General features: G+C 41.1%; 24 protein-coding genes. 19 read left to right on the forward strand and 5 right to left on the reverse strand.

What is annotated here, in order from left to right; translation table 11 throughout:
• Positions 1–120 precede the first annotated feature (120 nt).
• The 4 genes from EL241_RS00430 to EL241_RS00445 all read left to right on the forward strand — a co-directional run bounded on the left by EL241_RS00430 (position 121) and on the right by EL241_RS00445 (position 3,559).
• Positions 121–981 (forward strand): LysR family transcriptional regulator, encoded by an 861-nt coding sequence (locus EL241_RS00430; protein ID WP_003756579.1) that lies wholly within the window; start codon positions 121–123, stop codon positions 979–981.
• Between the two features lie 161 nt (positions 982–1,142).
• Positions 1,143–2,063, forward strand: coding sequence for a metal ABC transporter substrate-binding protein (locus EL241_RS00435; RefSeq protein ID WP_126320252.1), 921 nt, complete (start codon positions 1,143–1,145; stop codon positions 2,061–2,063).
• A 15-nt stretch (positions 2,064–2,078) separates the two neighbouring features.
• Positions 2,079–2,783: a metal ABC transporter ATP-binding protein gene (locus EL241_RS00440; protein ID WP_036105143.1), complete on the forward strand. Its 705-nt coding sequence runs from the start codon at positions 2,079–2,081 to the stop codon at positions 2,781–2,783.
• Positions 2,732–3,559, forward strand: coding sequence for a metal ABC transporter permease (locus tag EL241_RS00445; RefSeq protein ID WP_003756574.1), 828 nt, complete (start codon positions 2,732–2,734; stop codon positions 3,557–3,559). Before EL241_RS00440 ends, EL241_RS00445 begins: the two co-directional genes overlap by 52 nt.
• Positions 3,560–3,620: 61 nt before the next feature.
• Here EL241_RS00445 and EL241_RS00450 read toward each other — a convergent pair whose 3' ends face one another.
• Positions 3,621–4,157, reverse strand: a complete 537-nt coding sequence (locus EL241_RS00450) for a hypothetical protein (RefSeq protein WP_036105140.1) — start codon at positions 4,155–4,157, stop codon at positions 3,621–3,623.
• Between the two features lie 195 nt (positions 4,158–4,352).
• Between EL241_RS00450 and EL241_RS00455 the strand changes: the two genes are divergently transcribed.
• The 6 genes from EL241_RS00455 (at position 4,353) to EL241_RS00480 (ending at position 16,094) form a co-directional block, all read left to right on the forward strand.
• On the forward strand, positions 4,353–5,171 hold the full coding sequence (locus EL241_RS00455) for a Cof-type HAD-IIB family hydrolase (RefSeq protein WP_036105137.1): 819 nt from the start codon (positions 4,353–4,355) through the stop codon (positions 5,169–5,171).
• Between the two features lie 70 nt (positions 5,172–5,241).
• Positions 5,242–6,123, forward strand: coding sequence for a C40 family peptidase (locus EL241_RS00460; RefSeq protein ID WP_126320253.1), 882 nt, complete (start codon positions 5,242–5,244; stop codon positions 6,121–6,123).
• Positions 6,124–6,135: 12 nt separating this feature from the next.
• Positions 6,136–6,900, forward strand: coding sequence for a serine hydrolase (locus tag EL241_RS00465; protein ID WP_036105133.1), 765 nt, complete (start codon positions 6,136–6,138; stop codon positions 6,898–6,900).
• Between the two features lie 15 nt (positions 6,901–6,915).
• Entirely contained in the window at positions 6,916–8,559 is a 1,644-nt protein-coding gene (locus EL241_RS00470; protein ID WP_036105130.1) for a peptide ABC transporter substrate-binding protein, read from the forward strand.
• A 13-nt stretch (positions 8,560–8,572) separates the two neighbouring features.
• On the forward strand, positions 8,573–9,394 hold the full coding sequence (locus tag EL241_RS00475; protein WP_036105127.1) for a D-aminopeptidase DppA: 822 nt from the start codon (positions 8,573–8,575) through the stop codon (positions 9,392–9,394).
• A gap of 595 nt (positions 9,395–9,989) precedes the next feature.
• Positions 9,990–16,094, forward strand: a complete 6,105-nt coding sequence (locus EL241_RS00480; protein WP_126320254.1) for a SpaA isopeptide-forming pilin-related protein — start codon at positions 9,990–9,992, stop codon at positions 16,092–16,094.
• Positions 16,095–16,234: 140 nt separating this feature from the next.
• On the opposite strand, the gene EL241_RS00485 is transcribed toward EL241_RS00480, so the two are convergent.
• Complete coding sequence (locus tag EL241_RS00485) at positions 16,235–16,483, reverse strand: hypothetical protein (protein ID WP_036106841.1); 249 nt, start codon at positions 16,481–16,483, stop codon at positions 16,235–16,237.
• Positions 16,484–16,497: 14 nt separating this feature from the next.
• On the reverse strand, positions 16,498–17,682 hold the full coding sequence (locus tag EL241_RS00490) for an MFS transporter (RefSeq protein ID WP_036106839.1): 1,185 nt from the start codon (positions 17,680–17,682) through the stop codon (positions 16,498–16,500).
• Between the two features lie 271 nt (positions 17,683–17,953).
• Here EL241_RS00490 and EL241_RS00495 point away from each other — a divergent pair, with 271 nt between their 5' ends.
• Entirely contained in the window at positions 17,954–18,613 is a 660-nt protein-coding gene (locus EL241_RS00495) for a Crp/Fnr family transcriptional regulator (RefSeq protein ID WP_003756551.1), read from the forward strand.
• A 65-nt stretch (positions 18,614–18,678) separates the two neighbouring features.
• On the opposite strand, the gene EL241_RS00500 is transcribed toward EL241_RS00495, so the two are convergent.
• The gene (locus EL241_RS00500; protein WP_036106836.1) at positions 18,679–19,170 is read right to left on the reverse strand and encodes a hypothetical protein; all 492 of its coding nucleotides are present in this window, start codon (positions 19,168–19,170) and stop codon (positions 18,679–18,681) included.
• Positions 19,171–19,309: 139 nt separating this feature from the next.
• Positions 19,310–20,140, reverse strand: coding sequence for an STAS domain-containing protein (locus tag EL241_RS00505; RefSeq protein ID WP_036106833.1), 831 nt, complete (start codon positions 20,138–20,140; stop codon positions 19,310–19,312).
• Between the two features lie 205 nt (positions 20,141–20,345).
• Here EL241_RS00505 and holB point away from each other — a divergent pair, with 205 nt between their 5' ends.
• The 8 genes from holB (at position 20,346) to EL241_RS00545 (ending at position 25,997) form a co-directional block, all read left to right on the forward strand.
• Complete coding sequence (gene holB, locus EL241_RS00510; protein WP_115346439.1) at positions 20,346–21,317, forward strand: DNA polymerase III subunit delta'; 972 nt, start codon at positions 20,346–20,348, stop codon at positions 21,315–21,317.
• Between the two features lie 5 nt (positions 21,318–21,322).
• Positions 21,323–22,156: a PSP1 domain-containing protein gene (locus tag EL241_RS00515; protein ID WP_036106828.1), complete on the forward strand. Its 834-nt coding sequence runs from the start codon at positions 21,323–21,325 to the stop codon at positions 22,154–22,156.
• 10 nt (positions 22,157–22,166) lie between these two features.
• Positions 22,167–22,541 carry a DNA replication initiation control protein YabA gene (yabA, locus tag EL241_RS00520; RefSeq protein ID WP_036106825.1) on the forward strand — a complete coding sequence of 125 codons (375 nt, stop codon included), beginning with the start codon at positions 22,167–22,169 and terminating at the stop codon, positions 22,539–22,541.
• A 60-nt stretch (positions 22,542–22,601) separates the two neighbouring features.
• On the forward strand, positions 22,602–23,351 hold the full coding sequence (locus EL241_RS00525; protein ID WP_036106823.1) for a tRNA1(Val) (adenine(37)-N6)-methyltransferase: 750 nt from the start codon (positions 22,602–22,604) through the stop codon (positions 23,349–23,351).
• On the forward strand, positions 23,335–23,613 hold the full coding sequence (locus EL241_RS00530; RefSeq protein WP_036106821.1) for a GIY-YIG nuclease family protein: 279 nt from the start codon (positions 23,335–23,337) through the stop codon (positions 23,611–23,613). Before EL241_RS00525 ends, EL241_RS00530 begins: the two co-directional genes overlap by 17 nt.
• On the forward strand, positions 23,610–24,494 hold the full coding sequence (rsmI, locus tag EL241_RS00535) for a 16S rRNA (cytidine(1402)-2'-O)-methyltransferase (protein WP_003756534.1): 885 nt from the start codon (positions 23,610–23,612) through the stop codon (positions 24,492–24,494). Before EL241_RS00530 ends, rsmI begins: the two co-directional genes overlap by 4 nt.
• 82 nt (positions 24,495–24,576) lie before the next feature.
• Positions 24,577–25,164, forward strand: a complete 588-nt coding sequence (locus tag EL241_RS00540; RefSeq protein WP_036106819.1) for a TetR/AcrR family transcriptional regulator — start codon at positions 24,577–24,579, stop codon at positions 25,162–25,164.
• Positions 25,165–25,253: 89 nt separating this feature from the next.
• On the forward strand, positions 25,254–25,997 hold the full coding sequence (locus tag EL241_RS00545) for an SDR family NAD(P)-dependent oxidoreductase (RefSeq protein WP_036106816.1): 744 nt from the start codon (positions 25,254–25,256) through the stop codon (positions 25,995–25,997).
• The last annotated feature ends 29 nt before the right edge of the window (positions 25,998–26,026 follow it).

The raw sequence follows: 26,026 nt of genomic DNA on the forward strand, positions 1-26,026 counted from the left end.
CATTTCCCCATTTCTACTTCTTGTAGCTTTATTTTAGCATAATCGTTATAATATAAAAAATACATATTTCAATGAGCTTTCATATTTTTTTCGTATGGCAATTTATAAGGAGGAAGCAGAATGAACCTCAAACAGCTGGAATATTTTTTAGCAATCGTGGAAGAAGGACAAATCACTGCGGCAGCGCAAAAACTTCATATCAGTCAGCCACCGCTCAGTTATCAGATTCATTTGTTAGAAAAAGAACTAGGTGCTAAAGTCTTTGTCCGTGGCAGCAAGGGAATCACGCTGACGGAATCAGGCAAACAATTGAAGCAACGGGCCGAGCAGATCTTATCTTTAGCAGAATTGACAAAAAACGAGATCGGGAAATATCAGCAGGGGAAATCAGGGACGTTGCGGATCGGGACAGTTTCTACTTCGGCAGGATTGCTGCCAAATAAAGAAATGCAGCAGTTGACCGCGGATTATCCGCATATCCATTTCGAGATATATGAGGATAATACATTCAATATCTTGGACAAGCTTAAAAACGGAATGATCGAACTGGGCGTGGTAAGAACGCCATTTAACAATCAAAATATCGAGGGCAAGTATTTCAATACTGAACCAATGATCGCCGTCTTTAGCGAGCTTCCGCAATCATGGTCCAAAAAAGAAACGGTTGCTCTAGCAGATTTGAGCGAACAGCCATTAGTTATCTATAGACGATTTGAACAGTTGATCCATGCTACATTTGCTGATCAACAGCTCCATACCTTTATAAGCTGTACTTGTGATGATGGCCGTACAGCGATCACATGGGCAAAGTCAGGCATGGGAATTGCGATCGTGCCGGCGTCGATCGGTAAAATGATGAAAGTCGATAAAGCGAATTATAAAACCATTGATTATCCCGAATGGTGGACAAAGCTAGCGATCATCTGGTTGGCAGAAGCGGAACTTTCCCCACTTGCAAAGCGTCTGACCGAACTTTTTTAAAATAATGCTTGACCAGCTTTTTAACGCGTGGTAAACTTTAAATCGAAATGATTACGATTTGAGTGGTTAATAAATATAACAAAGGATTTCACTTATACATAAAGTTATATCTTCTTTTTTGCTCCTTAAATCGTAATAATTCCGAATAAGGAGTGTGGAAAATGAAAAAATTAAGTCTTATTATCAGTGTTTTAACCATTCTGCTCGTTTTAGCAGCGTGCGGCAATTCTGGGTCAAGTTCGAGCAAAAAACTGCAAGTAGTGACGACTTTTTATCCGATGTATGATTTTACAAAGAATATAACAGGCAATAACGCCGACATCCATATGTTGATCGAAGCCGGTACAGAACCGCATGATTATGAACCAAGTGCGAAAGACATCGCGAAAATTGAAGAAGCGGACGTCTTCGTATATAATAGTAATGATATGGAAACTTGGGTTCCGAAAGTGCTGAAAAATATCGATAGAAAGAAAACAACGGTCATCGAGGCAAGTAAAGGAATCAAACTTTTGGAAGGTGTGGAAGAAGAGGAAGAGCATGGCGACGACCACGGTCATGCACATGATCCACATGTTTGGTTGAGTCCTGCATTAGCGCAAAAAGAAGTTGCCACTATCGAAGCGGGCCTTAAAAAAGCAGATAAAAAACGTACTAGCACATATGAAAAAAATGCAAAAACGTACACAGCGAAATTGGAAAAACTGGATAATGACTTCAAAACCGGTTTGAAAGGCGCAAAAAACCGTGATTTTGTAACTCAACACGCTGCCTTCCAATATTTAGCAAAAGAATATGATCTACACCAAATTGCGATCGCAGGTTTATCACCTGACCAAGAGCCTAGTCCAAAACGTTTAGCTGAATTGCAAAAGTTCGTGAAAAAGCATGACACCAAGATCATTTATTTTGAAGAAGTAGCATCACCGAAGATCGCGCAGACACTTGCAGATGAAACAGGTGCGAAAATGGAAGTACTGAGCCCGATTGAAGGAATCACTGCAAAAGAACAAAAACAAGGAATCGATTATATTTCTTATATGGAAGATAATTTAAAAGCATTACAAAAAACCATCAAATAAAAGGATCGAGCGAATTTGAATTATATTGAAGTAGACAACGTGACATTCAAATACGAAGAAGAACCTGTGCTAGAGAACATTTCCTTTCAAGTGAAGGCAGGCGAATTTGTTATCCTGACAGGCGAAAATGGAGCAGCGAAAACGACGTTGCTCCGTCTTGTTTTGGGATTGTTGAAGCCAGATAACGGCGCGGTAAAACTAGCTAAAAAAAATACAGAAGGAGGCAGACTGCTTACCGGATATGTTCCGCAGCAGATCGCTTCTTTCAATGTGGGTTTTCCCAGCACGGTCTTGGAATTGGTAACATCAGGCAGATATCCAAACGGAAAGTGGTTCAAGCGGTTACGAGAAGAGGATAAAATGCATGTTGAAAAGGCGTTAAAGTCTGTCAATATGTGGGATTATCGTCATAAGCGGATCGGAGAGCTATCTGGCGGACAAAAGCAGCGAATCTGCTTAGCACGAATGTTTGCGACGGACCCGGATCTGCTTCTGCTTGACGAGCCGTCGACGGCTATGGATAAAGAAAGTAAGGCGAGGTTTTATGATCTCTTGAAGCACGAATCTTCTAAGCATGGCAAGTCGATCTTGATGATCACCCACGACAGCGACGATATGATCGATTATGCAGACCGGCATATTCGCTTGGTTCGAAAGGAGGATGTCCCTTGGAGATGTTTCTCTATGGATTCATGCAGCGCGCATTCCAAGCCTCAATGATCATTGCGATCATTGCACCGCTGCTTGGAGTGTTCTTGATCTTGCGTAGACAATCTTTGCTGGCGGATACGTTATCCCATGTCTCACTGGCAGGGGTAGCACTCGGATTGATCATCAATGTAAATCCGACATTCACGACGTTGCTCGTTGTCGTGATCGCAGCACTTGGAATCGAATATCTGCGAATGATCTACCAAAGCTATTCCGAGATCTCTATTGCGATCTTAATGGCAGGAGGTCTTGCTGTCGCGCTTGTTTTGATGAGCCTGAACGAAGGAGGCATAACAACGAGCGTCCAGCAATATTTGTTTGGATCGATCGTCACGATCACCGCGCAGCAGGTAAAGATCCTCGCTGTCTTAGGGATCGCGATCGTCATCTTATTCCTTGTTTTCCGTAGGATCATGTACGTCTTGACGTTCAACGAAGACATTGCGCAGGCAGACGGATTGCCTGTTAAACTGATCTCCCTGTTATTCAGTGTCATCACCGGGATTTCGATCTCTGTTATTATGCCGATTGCAGGAGCATTGCTTGTTTCAGCGCTGATGGTACTGCCGGCAGCGATCGGGATGCGGCTATCACGAAGCTTTATCTTCTGTGTCATCAGTGCGATCATTGTTGGTGTGATCGGGATGTTCACTGGATTGGTATCCTCATATGAATTGGGAACGCCGCCGGGAGCTTCTATAACGCTGATGTTTATTGTATTATTTATATTGATCGCGATTTGGAAGCGAGTATCGCTATTTATTCGGAAAAGGAAAAATAATTAAACATTAAAAAAGCCCGTATGCAGACCATTTTGAATGGGTTCTGCTGCGGGTCTTTTTTTCGTCAAAGAAGCCGGACGAATCGGCGATGCAGATAATAACTCACACCTAAACAAGCCAGCTCCGTGAGTAGCAGTATGTAGATCAAGCTTTGCCAAGAAGTTTGAATGATCTCATGTTGGTCATTTACTTTCTGAAGTAGGGCGACTTTGATGCTTACCATCTTACCGTGTGCTTGCTTATAGGGCGTATTGATGAGCGTACCGCGAAAAAAATCTTTGCCTACTCGGATCGTCGAAGGATGATTCAATTTCAGAGAACCCTCAGAAAGAGTAGCGAAATTCGTTTTTGTATCATCTGCCAGTTCGATCTTTTTGCCGCTGTCAGTGAAGTAGATCTTCGTGATCCGATCTTGTTTCTGCTCATGCAAAAAATTCGTTTTCTTTAAACGCAATGTCAAACTGTTTTTGCTGAATTCAAGATGGTTATCGATTTTGCTATAAACGACATGCTTTATTTGAAAGGCCAAGACAGTTCCGAGGATGAGAAAGATAAAAGTGATGCTTATTAGAAAAAGAATAGATAATTTCCATTTTTTCATGAATGAACGCCTACTTCCGTATTTGATTCTGTTTTTTTAGTATACCTAATTACGGGGGATTTAAAAAGAATCAAACCTTTTATGGGCCGGGAAATGACAGTTTCGTTGTGAGAATGAAAATAGATACGACCCGCTAAATTTTGATGAACATGTTATATTAGATAGTGAGAAGAAACAACAGAAGGAGAGAGATACATGTATAAACTGGTAGCAATCGATATTGATGGAACGTTATTAAATGGAGCGCACGAGTTGGTAGAAGAAGTCAAACAGGCGATCATAGAGGCTGGACGCATGGGTGTGAAGATCGTTTTGTGTACGGGCAGACCGCTTTCAGGGATCAGGCGCTATCTGGGAGAACTGGATCTGCTGCATGTAGGTGATTACGCAGTAACTTTTAATGGCGGTATGGTACTGGAAACGGCGACGGAGAAAGTACTGAAGTCATTTGCACTGGAACTTCCAGAAGTGAAAGAGATCTTTGACTTCTGCTTAGCGAATGATGCGAATATCACGTATTTCGATGCTAATCATATGTATACCCCACATCGCCATATTGCACCGATTACTTGCGAAGATGCATTACTGCTGCAAACGCCGCTATACTATCAGCCTGCAGAGGAAATAACTGCGGAGATGGATATCGCGAAAATCATGGTATTGAATGATCCGATTCAGATCAATAAATTGATTGCTTCTTTAACAGATGAACTCAAGGAAAAATATTATATCGTCAACAGCGTACCCTACAATTTGGAATTTCTGAAAAAAGGTGTCAATAAAGGGACTGCTTTACAAGCGCTTGCGGAATCATTAGGAATCGAACGCAGCGAAGTAATGGCGATCGGGGATGCTGTCAATGACCTTGAGATGCTGCGCTATGCGGGGCTGGGCGTTGTGATGGGAAATGCTTCAGCAGACATCAAAGCAGTAGCTGACTTTGAGACAAAAACCAATAACGAAGCTGGTGTTGCTTATGCGATCCGTCATTTCATCGAGGGAATCGCCAAGTAAGAAGGACTTGGTTTGCAACCGCTATTTCTATCGCCTATAATAAAAGTAAGCGTTACAAAGGGGGATGCACATGGAAAAAAGAGTTATTATCAAAAGCAAAGCGTTCTTATGGTCCACTAATAAAGAGAATGAGATCGCAAAGCGTATCACCATGGAAAATCCGCTTTTGCTTGGACACATTACGAAACAAGAAGCAATGGAGCTTTACGAAAATCGCTTGGTTGTTTCCGAACTACTTTATGGCGATGTCGTGGAAGTGATCAGCACAGATAAGAAATTTGCGAAAGTAGTGGTGCCGGAGCAAAAATCTTTCCAAGATGAAAAAGGCTATCCCGGTTATATCGCTTTGGCAGATCTTGGACCTATCCCGGAAAACTATCCGGAAACTCGCAAAGCAGGGGTTATTTCCAAGACAGCTGAGTTAGCATTTGAAGCTGGTATCAGCCAAGAGATCTCGTTCGGAACGATATTGCGTGTGGGTAAAGAGAATCCGTATACATATACCGTATTCACACCACATGGCAAAGCCGAGATCCCGAAAATATCGGTAATGCTACATGAAGAAGTAAGTAGAGAAGCAATCGTGCGAAATGTGATCCATTCAGCACGGAAGTTTTTGGAACTGCCTTATGTCTGGGCAGGCACGAGCGCGGCGGGATTTGACTGTTCCGGCTTTGTATATGCCTTATTTCGGACATATGGGATCTGGATCAGCCGTGATGCAGAAGAACAATCCCATGAAGGGAAACATGTCGATTATGCGGATGCAAAACCAGGCGATCTGCTGTTCTTTGCTTATGAAGAAGGCAAAGGCGCTGTTCATCATGTCGGTTTGTATCTAGGCAGTGACCAAATGATCCATTCGCAGACACCAGGTTCCAAGGTCATCATCACGAAACTCAGCGGAACCAATTACGAAACGGAATTATGCACAGTAGCTCGTCATTTTTAAGGAGGCGGCGGTATGGATTTAGCCGACATGAAGCAGCCGCCTTTTGAATATGGGCTGCTGATCGAAAATGAAGAGAAGATTCTTTATGCTGAAAATAGCGAGAAACTATTTCCGTCAGCAAGTCTGATAAAACTCGCTGTATACGCGTATTATTATGAACTTATCTGCGAAGGGAAAATAACAGCGGCCAAAATAGTTGTTGTTTTGCCAGAAGATTATCCAGGCGGGGCAGGTATTCTCGCGCTGCTTCCGCAAAAAGACCGCTGGACGATCGAGGAATTATTAACACTGATGATCGCCGTTTCAGACAATGCAGCTACCAATCTGCTCATCGAAGAAGTGGGAATGTCGGCAATCCAAAAATGGCTGCAGTTAAAAGGCTGGGATTCTGATGTCCAACTCAATAGATTGATGATGGCAAAGACAGAGCCGGATAATTATGTGAATGCCTCCGGAGCACTGGCATTACTGCGATTTATTTTTTCACTAGGTAGGGGTCAAAACGAACTAAAGCACGCGATCCAACGTCCCTTTTTTAACCAGCAACACCGTAGTAACTTACCGGGGGGACTGGACGAATATGGGATATCAGAACTACGAATCGGCAACAAGACGGGAGAACTGGCAGCTGTAAAGCATGATGTAGCTGTTTTTTGTTATCAAGAAAAAACGATCTGGGCAGCGGCTCTTACGAAACACGATCATCAAGAAAACTGCGTTATTGAGTGGATGCAACATATCGGCAAGCAGATTTTCACTGTATTACAGGAAAGATGATGAGGAGGAGCAGGGATGAAAAAGAAAATGACAAGCTTGTTAGTTCTAACAGTAGTATTGGCTGTGTTTATGGTAGGCTGTGGGAGCGGCAATAAGAGCGGCGCTGATAACAGCTCGAAAACATTAAAATTAATGGAAAATTCAGAAGTATCTTCAATGGATTCAGTACTTTCCCAAGATGTTCCCAGCTTCAATGCTCAGGGGCAAGTTTTTGAAGGTTTATATACATTAAATAAAAAAGATCAAGCTGTCCCAGCGGTAGCCAAAGAAATGCCGAAACTTAGCAAAGATAAGAAAACCTATACCATTCATTTGCGAAATAATGCAAAGTGGTCGAATGGAACCGCAGTGACGGCAAAAGACTTTGTATTTGCATGGCGCAAACTCGCGAATCCCGATACAGCAGCGCAATATGCCTTTTTACTAGATGGCACGATCGAGAATGGCACGGCGATCATCAATAATAAAAAAGACCCTAAGACATTAGGCGTCAAAGCGGTGGATGATCATACACTAGAAATAAAATTAGAAAGACCGGTTCCCTATTTCACTTCTTTACTGGCATTTAATGTGTTCTATCCGCAAAATGAAGCATATGTGAAAAAACAAGGCGACAAATACGCCCAAAGCAGTGAACGAATGATCTATAACGGTCCATTCACATTAAGCAAATGGACAAATACTGCTAAAAAATGGACCATGACTAAAAACCCTAAGTATTGGGATAAAAAACACGTGAAATCAGAGCATTTAGAATTTAACGCGGTCAAAGCACCAAACACCGCTGTTAATCTATACGATACCAATAAATTAGATGTGGCAACGCTATCCGGTGATTATGCCGCACAAAAACAAAACAACAAAGATTATCATTCCATGGTCGATGCTTACGTGACGCATTTGAAACTCAATCAAGAGCGAGACGGCAAAAAAACTCCGTTGGCGAATGAAAATTTGCGTAAAGCAATAGCTCTGGCGGTCGATAAGGAAACACTCACCAAAAAAGTGCTGGCTGATGGGTCCAAAGCAATCTATGGCTATGTACCAGAAAAATTCGTTACCAACCCGAAAACGGGAGAAGATTTCCGTAAAGAAAGCGGCAATTATATGGAACACAATGAAAAAGAAGCCAAGACCTATTTAGATAAAGCCAAACAAGAACTAGGCAAATCCATTCAATTGGAGATCTTGAACTCTGACTTGGAATCTAGTAAAAAAGTGGCTGAGTACCTACAAGGTCAACTGGAAAAATCCTTGCCGGGCGTGACGATCAAACTAAAAACAGTTCCGAAGAAGAACCTGCTGCAACAAACGCGTGATCAGGATTATGAGATCGCCCTTTCCAATTGGGGACCAGATTTCCAAGATCCGCTAACTTTCTTGGGCAACTATACGACTGGAAATACGTACAATGCGACAGGTTATTCCAATAAGGACTATGATAAGAAAATAAAAGATGCGTCCACCACACTAACGGTCGATCCTGAAAAACGCTGGGAAACTTTTATTGGCGCAGAAAAACAACTGATCGAAACAGATGCTGTGATCGTGCCGCTTTATCAAACCGCAATCACGAACTTGCAGAAAAATAATGTAAGAGGAATCGTCCACCATAATTTCGGCACGACTTTTTCCTACAAAGAAGCGTATTTAAAATAAGGAGATGCAAAAAATGAAATTATGGGTTTCAGTAGATATGGAAGGCATAAACGGTTTGCCAGATGATACATTTGTCGACTCGAGCAAATACAACTACACGCGCGGACAGCGGATCATGACCCAAGAAGCAAACTGGGTCGTAGAAGAAGCATTTCGAGCAGGCTATGACGAAGTGATTCTCAATGACAGCCATTCTAAAATGAACAATTTGTTGGTTGAGGATATTCACCCGCAGGCAAAACTGATCAGCGGGGATGTGAAACCAATGTCGATGGTACAAGGTTTAGATGAAAGTGCCGAAGCAGCTGTCTTTCTGGGGTATCATTCGCGAGCAGGCCGACCAGGTGTGATGAGTCATTCCATGACGGCCGGTGTGCGCCATTTCAAAATCAATGACCAGATCATCGGCGAGTTTGGTTTCAATGCTTATGTAGCAGGCTATTACGGTGTTCCAGTCATTTTAGTTAGTGGGGATGATCAGATCGCTGCCGAAGCAACACAGCTGATCGATGGCATCGAAACTGCGATCGTAAAAGAAGCAGTTTCCAGATCCTCCGCTATCGTGTATTCACTGGCCGAAAGCGAACGAATCGTCCGGGAAGCAGCCGAAAAAGCCTTTTCCGGTAATAAAGCGGTACTATTGACGCCACCAGAAAAGCCTGTGCTGAAAATCGAGTTTTGTAATTACGGGCAAGCCGAATGGGCATCTATGATCCCGAAATCCAAGATCGTGGAGGAAACGACAGTGGAATTTCAAGCAGACACGATCGTGGAAGCGTATCAAGCAATGATCGCAATGACAGAATTAGCGATGAAATGTGCGTTTTCTTCTTAAAAAGAAGCAGCACTTTTTAAGAAGAATGGGAGAAGACTAAAAACGAATTGCACACGGGGTTAGCTTTGCCTGTTACCCAATAGAAAAGCTAATTATCAGCGGTGAAAACAAATCCGCGTATTTACTTGTAAAGCAAGCAAGAAAAGTTGAAAGCCTGATGGATTCGTTAAACTTGAACAGGGAAGATATGATTTTTAGCCAACTAGCTAGATGTAAATAAAATCTTTTCTGCTATTCAAGGCGATAACGCTTTATTTATCTAGTTTGACGGAAATACCCAATATTTTTTTCGGAAAGCCTAAAAAGCATCGTCCACCTTTAAATATGGTGAGCGATGTTTTTTAATAATCATCAATGTGGGGATTGCAATAACGCCTATTCAGCATGTATCAATTTTGTGTAATTCGTTTCTTTTTGCAACAGTTTGTTTGTGAAATTTTTGTGGCTAGCATTTTTATAATAGACAAAATATTCCTTATGTTCTTGAAATTATCTTTTTAGGGGGAAATATGCATGTTTACAAATCTACATCAAGGGAATAATAGAGTTAAGTTTTGTGCGAATTGAGAGTAAATCAATTAAAGGGGGAGAAAATATGAATAAAGGAGTACCTAGAAGTAAAATTATTTATATTGGACTGGTATTTATCTTAGTCATACAAGCATTTTTAACAACGATTGGAACGATTTCCGTTAAGGGAGAGGAAAAGAACGAGGAGCCACTTACTTTGACAAGTGCTCATGCAAAAACAGATGAAATCCACTTGCAGGTCGCTGTTAATAACATAAGCGAAAAGAAAACGTTTACAATAAAATATGATACAAAGGTTGAGATAGAAAAAGCAAATTGGGAAACGAGTAGCAATCAGACTCCGCTAACTTTAGATAAGGCAAATCACACACTTACTATTTCTGCAGCAAAAAACACTGATTTTCAAGATGCGATTGTTCTAAAGGTAACTAAGCGACCGACTATTGATGAAACAGTAAAGTTTAGTTATAACGAACAGAATATAAGCACGATTTTTACGGCGGCTAAAGATGATAAAAACACATCTAATAAGGTTAAAGATATTACTGGAAAAACGGGGTCTACTGAAAAAAACAAAGATATTCAACCGAAAACAAAGACTCCAACTGTCAAAAAAACTAGTAAGGCTAAAGCAGCCGCTGGGACAGATATAAGAACATACTTCCCAGAGGGCAATGGTACGATTATAACTGATGCGAATCTAGTCTATTTAGATAAGGATGGAAATGTTTTGAGGGAACCAATCCCTGCGGATGCCACGGTGCGAGCATACTACAATTGGAAGATTCCGGAAGATATTCGAGCGCAAATTAAATCTGGGGACTATTTCAATTTTAAACTTCCAGACGAATTAAAACCGCTCAAACCTGTCCAAGGAGATCTGAAGAATGAAGATGGCGAGATCTATGCGCACTACACAGTAGATGCTGATGGAAATGTGCAGTTTGTTTTTAATGAGAATGTGACGAATGAGTCCGATATTATTGGGAGCTTTAACTTTGATACGGAGTTTGATAAAACGACAATACCTGGACCAGGCGATCAGACGATCCATTACCCAGAAGGAGATAACCTTCCTCCGGTCGATGTCATTATTAAACCAACAACGGACAAGCAAATTGATAAAAAAGGAGAATTTGATCGTACGCCCAATCCAACGGCGATCAAGTGGACAGTCGATTTTAATCAGGCAATGAACAAGATGACGAACCCTAAGATCACAGAAAATTGGCCGGATAATGTAAATTATGAAAGTGTGAAAGTGTATAAATTAGTCATGAATTTAGATGGAACCGTCAAAGAAGTTGGAGAAGAGCTTGATCCGAACGAATATACAGTTGATGCCAACGGGAACATTGCGATCAACGGCGAAACAAGTGAGGCATATCGGGCTGTATATGAAACGAAAATAGATGATGCGGCAATTCCTGAAAATGGTGGCAATGTTACGTTTGTCAACACAGCTACTTTATCAGATGATGAGCAGCCAGACGGAATCGATGCGAAAGCTACAGTAACAAACCAATATGGTAAAATGCTTGAAAAGAAACAGACAGGATATGATCCGGATAATCAGACTTTTTCTTGGACTGTCAAGTATAACTATGGGGAAAAGAATATACCTGAGAATCAAGCTACTATTACAGATACCATGAGTGACAATATGGATCTTGTTGATAGTTCTATAAAAATCAATACGATTACGTTTGATGAAAAAGGTAAAGAAATTGAAGGAGATGCACTTGTTGGAGGGGAAGACTATGAGCTTACACCGACCGCTGATGGGAAATTCAAAATTCATTTCCTTCATGATATTAAAACGGCTTTAAAAGTAAATTATCAAACAAAGGTAAATGGCATTGTTACCGACCCTGTAGCAGTAAATAATAAAGTGGATACAGATACAGGAGAAACTTCAAATGATGGTGGTACTGCCAATCAGCAAAATATTATCAAAAAACTTGGGGATGTCGATTATGCCAACGAATTGAGTAAATGGACATTATCAGTAAATAAAAACCGCTATGAGATGAACGATCTGGTTATTAATGATTCGTACCATCCTTCGCCAGGATTGAACATGAATACAGTAGACGGACATTATGATTTTACAATTAAAGATGTTACAGATAATACGTCCTTGCAAGAGGGTGTCGATTATGATATCGAGATCGTAAAAGATAACGAAGGGAATGAGACAGGGTTTCAAGTTGTATATAAGGGTGATTATCTTAACACAGATCATGAATTTGCGATCAGCTATCAAACACATTTCGATATTTCGCTGCTTGATCCAGACAATCCGGATTTAGATAAATTTACGAATGGAGCAAGTATTGATTGGACAGATAGCTCTAATAACAAACATCATTCATCTGATGAAGCAGACTTCAAACCAGATTACTCCTACTCGCTCAATGCCAGTAAAAGCGGAGAATACAATGCGCAGACAAAAGAGATCACATGGACGATTGCAGTAAACCTAAGTGGAAATGAACTGCAAGATGCATTCTTGAAAGATAAAATCATTGATAATCAATCCTATGTAGATGGATCGCTCTCTGTTTATAAAGGTAAGACACAATCAAATGGGTCCGTCATTAAAGACGGAGATTCCCAGGTCAATGATCAAATGAAAGATATTACTACTCCTTCTTCTGCAAATGACCAAACGTTTAACATCAACTTTCCAGATGGAGTAGATCAGACTTATATTGTTGAGTTCAAGACTTCTTTAGCAGATCAAGTCATTGAAAAGCCAAGTGCTTATGATAATACTGCCGATTATAGCAACCAAGGGGATGATCGTGATGTTAAAGGTGAAGTCTCTGTCAAAAATGGCGGTAGTTTTATACAGAAAGATGGTGAACAGTCGGAAGATGATCCGAATTACGTTAATTGGCATTTGACGATCAATCCTTCGCAGTCGACATTAGATAATGTAGTGGTTACTGATACGCCATCTGAAAACCAAGTTATTGATAAAGATTCCATCAAGTTATATGAAACGAATATAGCTGAAGATGGAACCGTAACACCGGACACGACCAAGCCGCTGACATTAAATAAGGATTATACGGTGGAATTAACAACTGATAATGAAACTGGTAAACAAGAACTTGTGGTTAAAATGATAGGTCAAATTAAAACCGCTTATTATATGAGCTACCAAAGTTTTATCGCTTCTGATACAGCTGGAAGAGAAGATACATTAAGTAATGATGCTGATATTACAGGTGACGGTTCGAAAACGATCCATGGAGCCGATACGGAAGAAGTCACCGTTGAAGTAGATCATAGTGGCGGGAATGCCAATGGTAAAAAAGGTTCGATCACGATCAAAAAAACGAAAAACAATACGACTCAACCGCTAACTGGAGCGACTTTCCAAATTTGGGATACTGCTAAAACACAAGTGTTACGGGAAGGGGAGGTTGATGAAAACGGTCAAATCAAGTTCGGTGGTCTTCCTCAAGGTGATTACCTACTCATTGAATCGAATGCACCAGATGGGTATGTGATTGCTGATGATCTGGCAAATGGACGCAAAATCACAATCAACGATAAGACATCTTTAGAGGATTCTAACTATGTTGTCCCGAATGAAATGAATGAATTACTGGTAACTAAATCTAATGATAATGATAAAAAGCTTTCAGGAGCTCAGTTTAAAGTAGAACGCCTAAATACATTAGCGTCAAATGGATGGGAAGATATTCCACTGATTACCGATGTGACTGACTCGAATGGACTACTAAAAGTGGAAGGACTGAAAGCTGGATTATACCGCTTAACGGAAGTAAAAGCGCCAGCTGGATATCTCCTAAGTACCACCCCGCAGTATTTCATTGTAAGCAAAAATGGAACTGTATCAGAAAACAAAACGATTCGACTTTCTAAAGTAGATTATCAAGGAACGGCCACCTTAACTAAAAAAGATGCAGCCGGTGACACACTGGCGGGAGCGGTCTTTAAAGTAGTGAATGAAGAAGGAGAAACTGTAAAAACTAATCTGAGATCTAATAGTGATGGAATAGTAACGGCCAATGATTTAGCACCAGGGAAATACAGATTTGTAGAGACAGAAGCTCCAGAAGGCTATATTTTGAACACAACCTCAGTACCTTTTGAAATAGCTGATAGTGCATCAGGGAAGCCGGCAGTGGTAGATGCTAGTGATAATTTTATCAACTATCAAGGCTCGGCAATATTGACAAAAGTAAATAAAGCCGATGATCCACTTGTTGGAGCAGTCTTTAAGGTAGTGGATGCGCAAGACAGAGATGTACAAACCAATCTGAGATCTGATGAAGATGGAAAAGTCAAGGTGCAAAACTTGATGCCTGGCAGTTACAAGTTTGTAGAGACAAAAGCTCCAGAAGGATACTTGCTTAATACAGAGCGTGCATCGTTTACAATCCCTGATGAACAAAATGGAGAAGCTACCCCTGTTTCTGTAGGTAAATATGTTAATTACAAGGCTAGTTTCAAATTAGAAAAAGTGGATACTTCTGGTAATGACTTAAATGGGGCAGAATTCACCTTGTATAATGCTGAAAAAGAAAAAATGAATATCACCAAAACAAGTACAGCAGACGGCATTGTCGAATTTGATGATCTAGCACCAGGAGTTTATTTCTTCAAAGAAACAAAAGCCCCCAAATTAGCAGACGGGTCGGAGTATGTCATCAATCCGGAACTGCATAAAGTAGTCATCAGTGATAGGGCAAATGGAGAGCCCGAAACGATCAATATTGGTGACTTCCAAAACTTTAAAGGACGAGCAGAAGTTACCAAAGTTGGGGATGGAGGATCTATTGCAGGTGCAGAATTTGATCTAACCAAGATAGTAGCTGGAGAAGAGCAGCTAGAGAAGCATATTGTTGTTCCAGAGAGTGGCAAACTGGATTTAAGTGATCTTGGGGCAGGAAGTTACCGCCTTAATGAAACGAAAGCAGCGGAAGGCTATATTATCAACAGCCAACCTATCTACTTTGTTGTTAATGAAAATGATGATGAGAATCCGGTAGTTGATAATCTAGACTTTTCTAACTATCAAATTGAAATAGTAGGTAAAAAGGTCGATAACTCAGGGAAAGGTCTTGAAGGTGCCGTTTACGAAGCTTACCGAGCTGATGATAATAATAAACCGATCGGAAAACCGCTTGCTGTAACCAATTCAGATGGTAAGGAAACAACTAGTATCGTTAGTGGCAAAGAAGGAGCCATTAAAGCAAAAGGCTTTGAAGTCGGGCATTATGTTTTAATTGAAAAAACAGCTCCAGAAGGCTATGTTAGAGATCAAACTGCACATCCATTTGACATCAAAGAACAGCAAGGCAAACCTGAGCCAGTTAAATTAGCAGATTTTATCAACTATCAGGGGTCTGCGAAACTTGTGAAAATGGATGAACAGGGACAATTCCTTGCCGGAGCTGAGTTTGAAGTGATAGACAGTAAAGGGAATACGATACAATCTGGATTAATGACAGGGCGTCGTGGTGAGATCATAGTTTCGGGACTAAAGCCAGGAGCTTATCAATTCAAGGAAACTATGGCGCCAATTGGCTATATCCGGAATACAAAACCAATTGACTTCAAAATTGAAGCAGCTGCGGAAGGCAGCCCACAAATAGTTGATACCGGGCGGTTTATCAATTATCAAGGTTCCGCTGCGTTGAAGAAAGTAGATTCCAAAAACAAATCGCTGGCAGGAGCGGAATTTAAAGTCGTCAATGACAGTGGAAAAACAATAAAGAAAAAAATTCGCTCTGACCATACAGGAGCAGTAATTGCAACTGGCTTGGCACCAGGCAAATATCGATTTGTTGAGACAAAAGCACCAAAAGGCTATGAAATGACGAGTCGGCAGATTGCTTTTGTAATCGATCCGATAGCATCAGGTAAACCGTCAGCTGTAGATGCCGGTAAATTAGTCAACAAAAAGGAAACGACCGCCTCTGATCCTGCTGACCCTAATTCATCAGGAAACGGCTCGCAAAATCACGACCCCAACGATATAGGTAATTCTAAACCAGCCTCACACGGCGGCATACTTCCCAATACGGGAGACATCGTAAGTCTGTCGCTGATGTTAGCAGGAGTAGTTTTGATTTTGATTATTGGAGGACTTACCTATTATAGAAAAAAGTATAACAAAACAGAATAATCTAAGCTGCATTCATTGAAAGAGGATTTTTGAAAATCAAGTAGTTAGCTTTAAAGAAATTAGAAAAAGAAAACGCCTGAAATCCATTTGAAAAAATGTTGATTTCAGGTGTTTTTTACCCTCTAAAGTCTTTCGCTCCATCAAGAAGTCGTAAAATAATGCGCTTGCCACCTTGCAAGCAGTTTTTGTGTATCTGCCGCAGACAAAGATTTATATCCGATGATCTGCTCTCTTGCGACTTTCAAACTTTCAAAATGATCGATGAGCTGTTGTGCGGCGTTGTTGATGTAAACGTCCTTTAGCGTAACTAGTTTTCTTTCTTCGTCATCTGTGGATGCAATACCGACGATATAGCCGGCGGATGTGATCAGTAGCATGTTGGGATTCATAACATACACTCCTTTTAAAGTTGATTTTGATTAATTGCAAAATATTTTTTATATAAAACCATATAGATAAAGATACAAGCTGCGGAAATGATTGCTGCAATAATATATAGACCTTGGAATGACATAATGCTATGGATCTCTCCCATGATGTAAGGGCCAACTCCTAAGCCTAGGTCAAGTCCGATAAAGTAGGTGGAGAGGCCAATACCGATCCGGTGTGGCTCGCAGACTTTCAAAGAGACTGCTTGTCCATTCGACATAAATGTTCCATAACCTAACCCGATCAAACCGCCGGAAAGCAGTAATACAAAGCTGTTGGAAGCGATACTTAGTACGAATAATCCGATAGCTAGAAAAATATAGCTGGGATACATGACATACCGTTCCCCTTTAAGGTCAAAAATTTTACCTGATAGTGGCCGGGTCGCGGTGATGACTAAAGCGTAAACGACGAAGAAGAAGGAACTTGCGCCAACAAGGTTGATCACTCTGGCGTAAGAAGCCAAGAATGTGAGTACCGTAGAATACGAGATCCCCATTAAAAAGGCAACAAAAGCGATTGGCAGCACTTTGTATTCGATAAAACTGGAAATGCTCCATTTTTGCAATGCTTTGCGGTGTTCTGCTGTTAAAACGATATTTTTTACTGGAAGATAGAAGCAGAGGACTGCGGTCAAGAAAATAATAATGGTGGAAAAGACAATAATCGTGTAAAAACTTGTTTTGCTGAGCAGGATCATGCCGATGAATGGACCGATCGCTGCTGCTAAACTGGTGCTCAACCCATAATAATTGATTCCCTCACCGTTTCTGGATTTAGGAATATAGGCTGTTACAATCGCATTGGTCGCGGTGGAAGTCGTACCATAAGCAAAACCGTTTAAAAAGCGTATCAGAAACATGACGAAAATCGAAGGCATATAAACATAAGCGATCGTGGTTACAAGGTAAAATAAGATGCCATATCGCAAGACTTGTTTTCGTCCGAATACTTCTAGTTTTTTCCCCATATAAAGCCGAGCCAGTAATGTACCAATAATATAAATGCCGGAAGCAAAGCCCGCTTGCCCTAAGGAGGCGTTTAGTTTTTCCTGAGCGATCACAGCGATGATGACCATCATCAAGTAATACACAAGATAAACAATAAAATTAATTAATGTGATTAAAATAAATCCTTTGTTGAATAATTTTTCTTTCATATAGTTGAATTTCCTTCCCTTATATAATTTATAATTGCTACAGAATTGTATGGAAAATTTGTTCGCAGGGAGATGATTTGCCTCCGCTGACAAGCATTATTATAGGGTGGATTTGTTTTTCTGACATTCCAGTTTGATATTCAACTACGATAAACACGAAAATGTATAACAAATGTTAAAAAAGAATCGTATGTATTTTTGTATGATAGGGTATAAATAATAAAAGGAAATGCGTAAAGGCAGGCGTTGAATAAAAAAAGGAGGTTAAGGGATGGATCATGAGATTCTTAGTAAATATGTAAGTTCAAATGATTTCCTTGTAACTACAAGAGGGAAACGTAAATATTTAACGTATGAAGGATTAGAAGATTCGTATGTATATATATTAAAAAAAGGGATTATCAAAACGAGTATTATTTCACGAGATGGCCGGGAGTTCAATTTGGAATATATCAATAAGCTGGATATCGTATCGCTCCTACGAGATGAGTATTCCCAATTCACTAATGCGCCTTTCAATATTCGTGTGGAATCGGATAGCGCGGAATTGTATCAAGTCGATCGAGTCCAGTTTTGGAAAGATGTTAATCAGGATGTGGAATTGCAGATCTATGTCAAAGATTATTACCGCACACGGCTGCTGCGCTCTATCAAAAAAATGCAGCAAATGCTGATGAATGGGAAATTGGGGGCAGTATGTACACAATTGTATGAACTATATAATTTATTCGGAGTGGAGATAGCAGAAGGAGAATACTTGATTGATTTCATGGTAAGCAATGAGGAGATCGGTCATTTTTGCGGGATCAACTCCGCCAGCAGTGTAAATCGGATCTTTCAGCAGTTGAAATCAGCGGGTGTTATCACAACGCGGAACCGGTGTATTATTATTAAAAAGCTGGAAGTTATTCAGGAACATGTGATTTTTTAGGCGGTTGCTTATATAAAAAAACAGAGCTGCAATAATGCTCTGTTTTTTTGACCAAATTATTCGTATCAATACCAAAACCACTCTACTGGGAAATAAAAGAAATAGGGTGCGGTAAGTACAGCTAGAAGAATAGATAGACGTCGCGCGGTTTTAGGCGCTTCGTTTTTAAACACAAATTTACGATTAAAGTAATAGATCAGCCAGCCAACAAACGCGACAATGACTGTCATAAAGATTGCAGTATCTACTCGCCAAAACACATTATACGCAATCGCATCAATAAAAGTTTTTTCTGAACCGTCATCATTCAGATAAAGGATAACAAGCGGTATCGCACCAATAATATCTGCTAGATAACCTAACAAAAACACTTTTAAGATATATTTTTTGTATTTCTTCCAAACTTGATCCGAAAAAATCCATAATCCTAACAAACAAACGATACTGTCGAAGATAAAGTTGGCGGGCAGCGTAAAGATAAGTATGGGTGGAAAAACAACGATCGCCCAGATAGGGAAAATCAAATTGTAAGCAACTACATCTTTGTTTCGTTTCATTTATAACGCTTCCTTTCTGCTGGAAAAGCGGATACGTTTGAAGATCCCCTTTATTATAGCAGAGAACTAATAAGATAAAAAACACTTTCGTAACCAGCTAAAGGTTTTGAAAGTGTTTTTAGGCATTTCTATATTTTGATCAATGATGATTCTTTTCTCGCAATACTTCTTTTAGTGAAGGATAAACATTCAGTGATAAAGGCAGATCCATTCGTGCGATCTGTTTTGCCATTCTCGATTGGATCCCCGACACGATGATCGATACACCGAGCAGATTCAAGACGTTGACGAGGTTGGCAAGCATTTCACCTAGTCCGTCATCGAAAGCAGAGACCCCTGAAAAATCAATGCAAAGTTCTTCTGCTTGGATCGACACGCATTTGCTTGCGGCTATTTCGATGATCGTCCGCGCCCGATCTGGATCGATCTCGCCCATCAGCGGCAGGATCGCCAAACTATCCGTCAGTGCGATCACAGGCGTGCTGATCTCTTCCAGTAATTTTGATTGTGTTTCCATATCTTGCTTGATCGCTTGGTAGTAAAGATTGCTGAATGCTTCGTTGATACGGTCGAAAGCTTTGTTTACGCTCTCCATGTAATGTGCAAAAGCCTGTTTGGAAACTTCGGTATCAGCTACACAGTAATCGGTTATTTTTTTGATGAATTGCCGTCTCAATTTATCTAAGGTCATGATAACTTCCGGAAGCGGGACTTCGTTTTCCATCCGGCGCTTGTACATGTGCGCCAGCCAGTTATCTAAGGAGTGATAAAAAGTGTCTTTATCCGCGAAATAATCTAAAATAAGGCTGGCGGTCTGCTCGCTGTCCGCTTTGAGCTCGTCTTTAAATTGCGGGGAGTATACAAAACTGGTGTAGTTGTTCTCTGCATAAATGCCAGTCAACCAGTCTTCGATAATTTCCGCAGTGCTTGCGTCTAAAAATGTGATCATATTTTTTTGCGATTGTTCCATGAAATTCTTTCCCCCATTTCTAGCATATACAATTCATCCCTCTCTTATTTTATGCTTAAAAAAGTTTACTGTCTATTTAAAATTTCGAAATCAGAATAAAAATGGAAATTCATTAAATTCCAAAGCTATTTAAACGGTGTCATGTTATAATAATAAGGAATGAATTGTAGAGAGGAAGTTTCTTGTGGGAAGACAAACAGAATGGATGGATAAACAGCCGATCGCAATGAAGTTGTTTTCTCAAAGCATTCAAGAAAACAGACTTTCGCATGGCTACTTACTCGAAGGACCATCTGGAACCGGCAAAAAAGAGATCGCATTATGGCTTTCACAGGCTATTTTTTGTCTGCAGCCGAAACCGGAGGAACTTGCCTGCGGGGAATGTGAAAACTGCATCCGCATCAAAAGCGGCAATCATCCTGACATCCATACGATCGTTCCAGACGGCGCAAGCATCAAGATCGAACAAGTTCGGCAGCTGAAACAGGAACTCAGTCGCAGAGGTATGGAATCCAATCAAAAAATAGTAATCATTGAGCAGGCTGATAAAATGACAGTTCAATCTGCCAATAGTTTATTAAAATTTATAGAAGAACCGGATGGTGGCATGCTACTGTTGTTTTTAACAGACAGACCGCAGCAGATTCTGCCGACGATCGCATCGCGGCTCCAGCCGGTAAGCTTTAAAGCACTTAAACATCAAGATCTGGTCGCTCAGATGACTGCGAGTGGCATTCCACAGCAGAAAGCGCGTATCTACGCGAGTCTCACTGGCAGTACCGAGCAAGCGCAAGAATGGGAAGCAGAGGATTGGTTTGCAGAAGCACGGAATGTGGTGGTAAAATTATACGAAGGAATACATCATCAAGGTGTTTCCCCACTCATTCTCATCCAAGAGACTTGGATGACGACGTTTAAAGACAAAGAAAAAACAGCTCTAGGATTAGAGCTGCTCATTCTTTTGTATCGCGATAGATTGCATTTGGCGTTGCAGGAAGACTATGAACCAGTCTGCATCGCACAAATCGACATGTTGAAAAAAGATGCACTGCAGCATTCGCTGTCAGAAACATCAACGGATATTCAATTGATTTTAACACAAAAGTCAAAATTAGATTCCAATATGAATGTACAATTATTAATGGAGCAACTTGTCTTGGAATTACAAGGGAGGTAAGCGATTTGGTCAAAGTTGTGGGCGTACGTTTCAAAAACGTCGGTAAAATATATTATTTTTCACCCGGAGAGTTGGAAATCGAACAAAATGATGGCGTTATTGTGGAAAATGCACAAGGCATCGAATTCGGTAAGGCAGTGATCCCTCCGCGTGATGTAGAAGAAGAGGATGTCGTTCTTCCTCTGAAAAACGTGATCCGCATTGCTAATAAAGCGGACTATCGTGTAATGGAAGAGAATATGGAGTCGCGAAAGAAAGCATTCGCGCTGTGTGATAAAAAAATCCATGAACGCAAAGTGGATATGCGTTTAGTGGATGTGGACTTCACATTCGACCGTAATAAGATCATTTTTTATTTTACGGCAGAAGGACGAGTGGATTTCCGAGAATTAGTCAAAGACTTGGCGTCGGTCTTCCGCACGCGCATCGAGTTGAGACAGATCGGTGTCCGCGATGAAGCAAAACTGCTCGGCGGCATCGGTCCCTGTGGCAGAATGCTTTGTTGTTCCACTTTCTTAGGAGATTTTGAGCCTGTTTCCATCAAAATGGCAAAAGATCAGAATCTATCCTTGAACCCTACCAAGATCTCAGGTTTATGCGGTAGATTGATGTGCTGTTTGAAATATGAAAACGATGAATATGAACAGGCAAAACGTGAAATGCCAGATGTAGGAACCAAGATCAAGACACCAGAAGGCATCAAAGCACAAGTATACGGAATCAATTTGCTGAATCGCGTATTGCAAGTCCGTATTCCGGAAGAAGAAGCAGTTGTGGAATATGAGCTAGAAGAATTATTGCCATACAATGATTTTCGAAAACAACCTGTAAAGTCTTGAGGTGAAGAGATTGGATAAAAAAGCCATTTTTGATTCAGTCAGCAATATGGAAGAACAAATTGGAGAACTTTACCAACAACTTGGGGATTTGAAACAGACGCTAGGTGAAATGCTGGAAGAAAATAATCGCTTGACGATCGAAAACGAACATCTGCGCCGCCATTTTGATTTAGATGGCGAGCATAAAGAAAGCGCAGATTCCGACAGCGTTCTGGAGCCGAAACGCAAAGAAGAAATGGCACAGATCATCGAACTTGGTGAAGGCTATGACAATCTAGTCCAACTTTATAAGGAAGGTTTCCATGTGTGCAATGTCCATTTTGGAAGCCCCAGAGGGAACGATGAAGATTGTTTATTTTGCTTATCCTTGCTGAACAAAAAATAAATGCATCCCTCTCTTTCATTGCTAAAGAGAGGGATTTTTAAATAAATGGAGGAGTGCGGAATGGAAGAAGTGCTTTTAGAAGATGAACGACTTGATTTTTTATTAGCGGAGGATCTGCGGATCATCCAAAGTCCCAGCGTGTTTTCTTTTTCCTTAGATGCCGTTTTGTTGGCAAATTTTAGCCGTATCCCTAAGAAAAAAGGGAAGATCATTGATTTGTGCAGCGGAAATGGTATTATTCCTTTGCTACTCAGTACACGGACAAACGCATCGATCATTGGTGTTGAGCTGCAGCAGCGGCTTGCGGATATGGCGAAGCGGAGTATCCGCTATAATAAGCTGACGGAGCAGATCGAGATCTATGAACATGACCTGCGGACGATCACTTCCGTTCTTCCGAAAGAGCGGGCGGATGTCGTGACCTGTAATCCACCTTATTTCGCCACTCCGCCTACAAGTCTGAAAAACGGCAATCCGCATTTGGCGATTGCCAGACATGAGATCATGTGCACACTAGATGATGTGATCAAAACGTCTTCCGAATTAGTGAAACAAGGCGGAAAGGTATTTCTTGTTCATCGTCCGGAACGTCTGATCGATATGATCGACATCATGAGAAAATATCGCTTAGAACCAAAACGCGTTCAAATGGTACATCCGCAAATTCATAAAGATGCCAATACGGTACTGATCGAAGGGATAAAAGACGGCAAACCGGGTGTGAAGTATCTGCCACCGATTATTGTCCACGATGCAGAACACGCGTACACAGATGAAGTGAGGGAGATGCTTTATGGCAGCCGCAGCTGATCATTATTTTTACGTCCTGCATTGCAGTGACAATACGTATTACGGTGGCTATACCACAGATGTGGGGCGGAGAGAAGCCGAGCACAATGCTGGGATCCGTTGTAAATATACGAAAACAAGACGACCGGTAAAGGTCATCCATTATGAACGATTTGCCAGCCGAAGTGAAGCAATGCAGGCCGAAGCGGCTTTTAAAAAACAAACACGCAAGCAAAAAGACGCTTATTTATCAGCAGCCAAGGAGAAGGAGAATTTACAATGAAAATCCAGCAAAGTTTTGGAGCGGATCAGTCTTACGGTAAGTTATATCTTGTACCAACGCCAATCGGAAATTTAGAAGATATGACATTTCGAGCAATTCGAGTGTTAAAAGAAGTGGCGGTGATCGCGGCCGAGGATACACGGAATACGATCAAACTGCTTAATCATTTTGAAATCCAGACACATATGATCAGCTACCATCAATTCAGCAATAAAAACCGCGAAGCAGAGATTCGTGAATATCTTTTGGCGGGCAAAGATGTCGCGCTTGTCAGTGATGCAGGGATGCCATGTATTTCCGATCCAGGATATGAGCTAGTCCAACAGCTGGTTGCCGAAGAAATCGCTGTTGTTCCGCTTCCGGGAGCAAATGCAGCATTGACTTCATTGATTGCGTCAGGGCTAGTGCCGCAACCATTTTACTTTCACGGCTTTTTACCGCGCGGATCGAAAGAAAAGCTGGCGGTACTAGAACAGTTGGGAAAACGAACTGCAACTTGGATTATTTACGAATCTCCACATCGGCTGAAAGATACACTCAAAGCCATGCAAAAAACGCTTGGCGATGATCGCCAGATTGTGATCAGCCGGGAACTGACGAAACGTTATGAAGAATTCGTGCGTGGAACGATTGCGGAAGTCCTGACTTGGAGTAGTGAAACAGAAATCCGTGGGGAGTTTTGTTTGATCGTAGAAGGTAGTAATCAAGAGGAAGTGCTTGAGGAGACTGCGTGGTGGAGCGATCTTAGTATAAAAGCGCATGTCGAGCAAGTGATGGCAGAACAAGCTATCAGCTCTAAAGAAGCGATCAAACAAGTCATGAAAGAGCGTAAATTGCCGAAGCGGGAAGTATATGCTGCGTATCATGGATTAGAAAGCTAAAGCACTAGATTTGACAGTTCAAAAGAGAAGGCTTAATATTAGAATGAACGTTCGGTTTAATCTGATGCCTAGGAGGATCATTATGTTTGAAGAATATAATAAGGCACAAAAAGCAGTGTTTGAAACGACATTGCGACTGATCAATGAAAAAGAACTTCAAGCGACTTCTATGTCGCTGATCTCAAAAGAATCAGGTGTTTCCACTGGTGCGATCTACCATTATTTTGACAGCAAGGAAGCGATCATCAATGAACTTTACATTGCACTCATCAAAGCTTCCACAAAAGCGGTCTTAAAAAACTTTGATGTAGATGAGACCTTGCAGATCCGCTTTGGGAATGCTTGGCGCAATTTGATCGAATTTGCGATTCAGCAGCCAGACGCATTTCGTTTTATGGAGCAGTATTCGTTCTCTCCTTATATCGAAAAGACGACTAAAGTAAAGGCTGAAGAAATCAATTGGTGCCGAACACTTGCTACACTTTACGAGTCGGCAGTCAAAGCAGACTTATTTATCGATTGGAATCCGCAGCTTATGGTACAGATGCACTATGGGTCTGTTGTTTATCTACTAAAAGCTTATTTTCAAGACAATATGCAGATAACGGAGAAAGAAGTTAACAAGATGATCGATTATTGTTGGAACTCTGTGCATAAAGCTTCTGCTTAAATAAGAGAAGCTTTATGCTATTTGATTCTCTATGGAGAAATACATTCAAATTAGAACGAACGTTCAATTTATAAATTGGAGGGAACAAAATGAAGGACAAAGTAGTATTGGTAACTGGCGCAACAAGCGGAATCGGAAGAGCAACAGCAGTATTATTGGCAAAAAAAGGAGCGCAAGTCATTATTGGGGCGCGAAGAGAAGAATTAGGACAGAAGCTAGCAGCAGAAATCATTGCTGATGGTGGGAAAGCTGTATTCAAACCGTTGGATGTAACAAATGAAGCAAACATTGCGCAAGTTGTTGAAGAAATCGTAACGACTTACGGAAAATTGGATATGGCCGTCAATAATGCTGGAACTGCTCAGCCGTTGGTGCCAATTACACAAATCGAGAAAGTAGATTTTGAGGCATTGTTCCATATCAATGTCACTGGCGTGCTACTTAGCATGAAACACGAAATGCTGGCGATGCAAAAACATGGTGCCGGTTCGATCGTCAACACCTCTTCTATCAATGGATTGAAAGCAAATAACGGATCAGCGACCTACAGTGCTAGTAAATTTGCAGTTCAGGCATTGACACAATCAGCGGCTTTAGAAGGTGCCGGACAAAATATCCGTGTCAATGCAGTGGCGCCAGGACCAACTCATTCTGAGATCACCGATCAGATCCCGGCAGAACATCGAGGATCGCTGATCGATTCTATTCCTTTGAAGCGCATGGGAGAAGCAGAAGAAGTAGCTAATGGGATCGCCTGGTTGCTTTCAGACGAATCTTCTTTTGTTACAGGAGCGACTTTAGTCATGGATGGCGGCCGAATCATTAACGATTAGCAGATTATAAAAATAGCGGTGCAATCAGT

Source organism: Listeria grayi (assembly GCF_900638015.1).
Lineage (GTDB): Bacteria > Bacillota > Bacilli > Lactobacillales > Listeriaceae > Listeria > Listeria grayi.

Excerpts from the sequence above, each read along its gene's own strand:
- EL241_RS00430 (WP_003756579.1), top strand. The coding sequence starts at position 121 with ATGAACCTCAAACAGCTGGAATATTTTTTAGCAATCGTGGAAGAAGGA.
- EL241_RS00435 (WP_126320252.1), top strand. The coding sequence starts at position 1,143 with ATGAAAAAATTAAGTCTTATTATCAGTGTTTTAACCATTCTGCTCGTT.
- EL241_RS00450 (WP_036105140.1), bottom strand. The coding sequence starts at position 4,157 with ATGAAAAAATGGAAATTATCTATTCTTTTTCTAATAAGCATCACTTTT.
- EL241_RS00455 (WP_036105137.1), top strand. The coding sequence starts at position 4,353 with ATGTATAAACTGGTAGCAATCGATATTGATGGAACGTTATTAAATGGA.
- EL241_RS00460 (WP_126320253.1), top strand. The coding sequence starts at position 5,242 with ATGGAAAAAAGAGTTATTATCAAAAGCAAAGCGTTCTTATGGTCCACT.
- EL241_RS00465 (WP_036105133.1), top strand. The coding sequence starts at position 6,136 with ATGGATTTAGCCGACATGAAGCAGCCGCCTTTTGAATATGGGCTGCTG.
- EL241_RS00470 (WP_036105130.1), top strand. The coding sequence starts at position 6,916 with ATGAAAAAGAAAATGACAAGCTTGTTAGTTCTAACAGTAGTATTGGCT.
- EL241_RS00475 (WP_036105127.1), top strand. The coding sequence starts at position 8,573 with ATGAAATTATGGGTTTCAGTAGATATGGAAGGCATAAACGGTTTGCCA.
- EL241_RS00480 (WP_126320254.1), top strand. The coding sequence starts at position 9,990 with ATGAATAAAGGAGTACCTAGAAGTAAAATTATTTATATTGGACTGGTA.
- EL241_RS00485 (WP_036106841.1), bottom strand. The coding sequence starts at position 16,483 with ATGAATCCCAACATGCTACTGATCACATCCGCCGGCTATATCGTCGGT.
- EL241_RS00490 (WP_036106839.1), bottom strand. The coding sequence starts at position 17,682 with ATGAAAGAAAAATTATTCAACAAAGGATTTATTTTAATCACATTAATT.
- EL241_RS00495 (WP_003756551.1), top strand. The coding sequence starts at position 17,954 with ATGGATCATGAGATTCTTAGTAAATATGTAAGTTCAAATGATTTCCTT.
- EL241_RS00500 (WP_036106836.1), bottom strand. The coding sequence starts at position 19,170 with ATGAAACGAAACAAAGATGTAGTTGCTTACAATTTGATTTTCCCTATC.
- EL241_RS00505 (WP_036106833.1), bottom strand. The coding sequence starts at position 20,140 with ATGGAACAATCGCAAAAAAATATGATCACATTTTTAGACGCAAGCACT.
- holB (WP_115346439.1), top strand. The coding sequence starts at position 20,346 with ATGGATAAACAGCCGATCGCAATGAAGTTGTTTTCTCAAAGCATTCAA.
- EL241_RS00525 (WP_036106823.1), top strand. The coding sequence starts at position 22,602 with ATGGAAGAAGTGCTTTTAGAAGATGAACGACTTGATTTTTTATTAGCG.
- EL241_RS00530 (WP_036106821.1), top strand. The coding sequence starts at position 23,335 with ATGGCAGCCGCAGCTGATCATTATTTTTACGTCCTGCATTGCAGTGAC.
- rsmI (WP_003756534.1), top strand. The coding sequence starts at position 23,610 with ATGAAAATCCAGCAAAGTTTTGGAGCGGATCAGTCTTACGGTAAGTTA.
- EL241_RS00540 (WP_036106819.1), top strand. The coding sequence starts at position 24,577 with ATGTTTGAAGAATATAATAAGGCACAAAAAGCAGTGTTTGAAACGACA.
- EL241_RS00545 (WP_036106816.1), top strand. The coding sequence starts at position 25,254 with ATGAAGGACAAAGTAGTATTGGTAACTGGCGCAACAAGCGGAATCGGA.